Here is a 3028-nt window from a genome sequence, read left to right as displayed (position 1 = left end):
ATTTAATATATTTATCTCATATATCTATAAAATACTAGTCATTAAAACAAAAAATATTATTTCTTTTAATTTAAATTTAAAAATATTAAAACATATTGAAAAATTACCAATAGAAATATTTGAAATGTATAATCCAACTTATTTAAATCAAAGAGTAAAAGGAGATTGTGAAACAATTGTAGGATTTTGGATTGATAATATATTTACAATAATAGTTAATTCATTTTCAATTATTTTTATGTTGTTTTTATTATATAATGTTAATATTTCTCTTTTTATAATAGTTTTAATATTTATACCTATATATTGTATTGTTTACTTTATCATGCATAGAAAATTATATAATAAAAATTTAAAGGCAGTTGAAGAATCAAATAAATATTTTGGTAAATTAAATGATATATATTTAAGAAATAAAGAAATAAAAGTAAAGGTTGAATTTGATAGTATAGATAAAGAATTAGAGAAGAGCTTTAAAGATTATTTTAAATATTTTTTTAATTACTCTAAATTTCTATTTGTTTTTAATGCATCTGACAGTATAATAAGTTTATTTTTTCAATCAGCAGTTTTTTTTATTGGAGGTTCTCAAGTTATATCAAAAAATATGACAATAGGGGAATTTACAATTATGAATACATATTTTAATATGATTCTAAATATAACAAAATATTATTTTAGTTTAGGACAAACATATCAAAATGTTAAAGTTTCTGTTAATAGATTAAATGAAATATTAGTATTAGATTTAGAAACAAATGGAAATGAAAATATTAACTTTATAAAAAAATTAAAATTAATAGATATAAATTATTTATATAAAAATAAAAGTACATTTTTTAAAAATGTCAGTTTAAATATAGATAAACCTGGAATATATGCGATATTAGGAAAAAATGGAGCAGGTAAAACAACTTTAGTAAATACTATTATTGGAGTAAATAATCTTGGATTGAAGGGAAAAGTTCTTTTTAATGGAATTAATAGTACAAATATTAATATGTATAAATTAAGAAAAGATAATATAGCAATTATGATGCAAGGAGAGATTATACCTTCAATCTTTGTAAAAGATTATATATTTAAATATATAAATAAAGAAATTTTCGATAAAAATCTAAATTATAGTGAATTTAAAAGTATTTTTGTATCTGAATTATTTGATATATATAAAATTTTAGATAAGAAAATTGATAAATTATCATCAGGAGAAAAGCAAATGGTTTCATTACTTATTACTTTATTTAAAAAAGCAGATTTATATATATTAGATGAACCAACATCTAATATTCACAATGAATTAAGTGAATTAGTAATAAATTTTTTAGAGAAATTTAAAAAAGATAAAATAATAATTATTATAAGTCATGATGATAAAATGAAATATATATTTGATAAAGAAATAGTTCTTTCTATTGATCAAAAAACTTTAAATTTTTAATTATTTTTATATGATTTGTTCATTGATTTCCTATAGTTTTTTATAAAAAATCAATGTTCATATAATAAACTTTAGTTTTATAAAGGAGGGATAAGAAAATGGGAGAGTCTTTAAACAAACAAGAGTTAAATCGTTTAGCTCAAATTGGATCTAAAGATGTTAGTGAACAAGTTGATCCTAAAAGTATAGCAACAACAATTGCAGCTAGCATTCTTTACTGTACTTCGCCTATAGTTGGAACAATAACTTTAGTAACATCAGTATCAGTAGAGGCAAGTCTTTTATTTAGTTGCTCTGGTAATTCAGCGCAATGTGGTTAACAGGAGGAAAGATAAATGAATGAAGAATTAAATAAGCAAGAATTAAATCGTTTAGCTCAAATAGGAGCTAAAGATATTAGTGAACAAGTTGATCCTAAGAGTATAGCAACAACAATTGCGGCGAGTGTTTTATATTGCTCATCGGCTGTAATAACAAGTATAACAGCAGTAGTTGATGTTACTTTGGCAGCAAGCTATTTATTCAGTTGTGCTAATAATCCAGCGCAATGCGGATAAAAAGAATTAGAATTTAACTTATTAAACCACATACAATTTGTATGTGGTTTTTTATATGTGTATATATATTGAGTAATAATATTGAAAAATATAAAAAACTAATATATACTTAAAATGTAATAAAATATAACAAATTGTATTATATTACATTTTATTTGGGTATGTTAAGATTATATGAAATAATATATATAGTTATAAAATGCGTCATTAAAAAAATATACTTTTGTATACATTTGAATAAAATAAATAGTAGTTCAAATTATATTTTGTAGTATCTAATCAAAGATATTTATGAAATATAGATAATAGAAAAAAATCTAAATATATAAAATTATTAGAAACTTAAAAGGGAAATTTTGTTATAAGAATATATAAAAATAAATTTAATGAGTATTAATTATATATAATATGTATTTCATTAGTAATCGTTAATTTATTTTAATCATAACTCTAACTCAGGTAGAAAAATTATTCATATAGCTTAACATATTACAACTTGTTATTGGAGGAACTTGAATGATATCAATTGCAATATGTGATAATGAAATAACTTCAGTTGAAGATATAGAAAATAAAGTGAAAATAATATCAAATAAGCTTTTATTTTTAGCAAATATAGATCGGTTTTTTACTGGAATTGAATTAATAGAAGAAATTAAATATGGAATGAAATATGATATCATATATTTAGATATAGAGTTAGATAATGAAAATGGAATTGATGTAGCAAGAAAAATAAGAGAAATAGATATGAATGTATTAATAATATATATAACTAATTATGAAAATTTTGCAAAAGAAGCTTTTGAAGTAAATGCTTTTAGATTTTTAAATAAACCAATTGATAATATATTATTTGAGAGATATTTTATTAATGCTAAGGATATGTTGTTAAATAATAATCAATATTTTTATTATAAATATAATAAAATAAATTATAAAATTAAATTAAACGAAATAATATATTTTGAAAGTGATAAAAGAAAAACATATATTGTTACATCTAAGGATTATAAGGTTTGCTATATAA

Annotated in this window: 4 protein-coding genes; all 4 read left to right on the top strand. The window is 20.0% G+C overall.

The window, feature by feature from the left end; translation table 11 throughout:
• A partial coding sequence (locus H9660_RS15980) for an ATP-binding cassette domain-containing protein (RefSeq protein ID WP_191751362.1) occupies positions 1-1441 on the top strand: 1441 nt, incomplete at its 5' end.
• A 98-nt stretch (positions 1442-1539) separates the two neighbouring features.
• Positions 1540-1761, top strand: coding sequence for a hypothetical protein (locus H9660_RS15975; protein WP_191751361.1), 222 nt, complete (start codon positions 1540-1542; stop codon positions 1759-1761).
• Between the two features lie 15 nt (positions 1762-1776).
• Positions 1777-1998: a hypothetical protein gene (locus H9660_RS15970; RefSeq protein ID WP_191751360.1), complete on the top strand. Its 222-nt coding sequence runs from the start codon at positions 1777-1779 to the stop codon at positions 1996-1998.
• A gap of 516 nt (positions 1999-2514) precedes the next feature.
• On the top strand, positions 2515-3028 hold a 514-nt coding region (locus tag H9660_RS15965; RefSeq protein WP_191751359.1), incomplete at its 3' end, for a LytR/AlgR family response regulator transcription factor.

This window comes from Clostridium gallinarum (assembly GCF_014836325.1).
In the GTDB taxonomy this organism is placed as follows: Bacteria; Bacillota; Clostridia; order Clostridiales; family Clostridiaceae; genus Clostridium; species Clostridium gallinarum.
The sequence above is the reverse complement of the archived record's forward strand: the minus strand, read 5'-3'. Positions and strand labels throughout refer to the sequence as shown.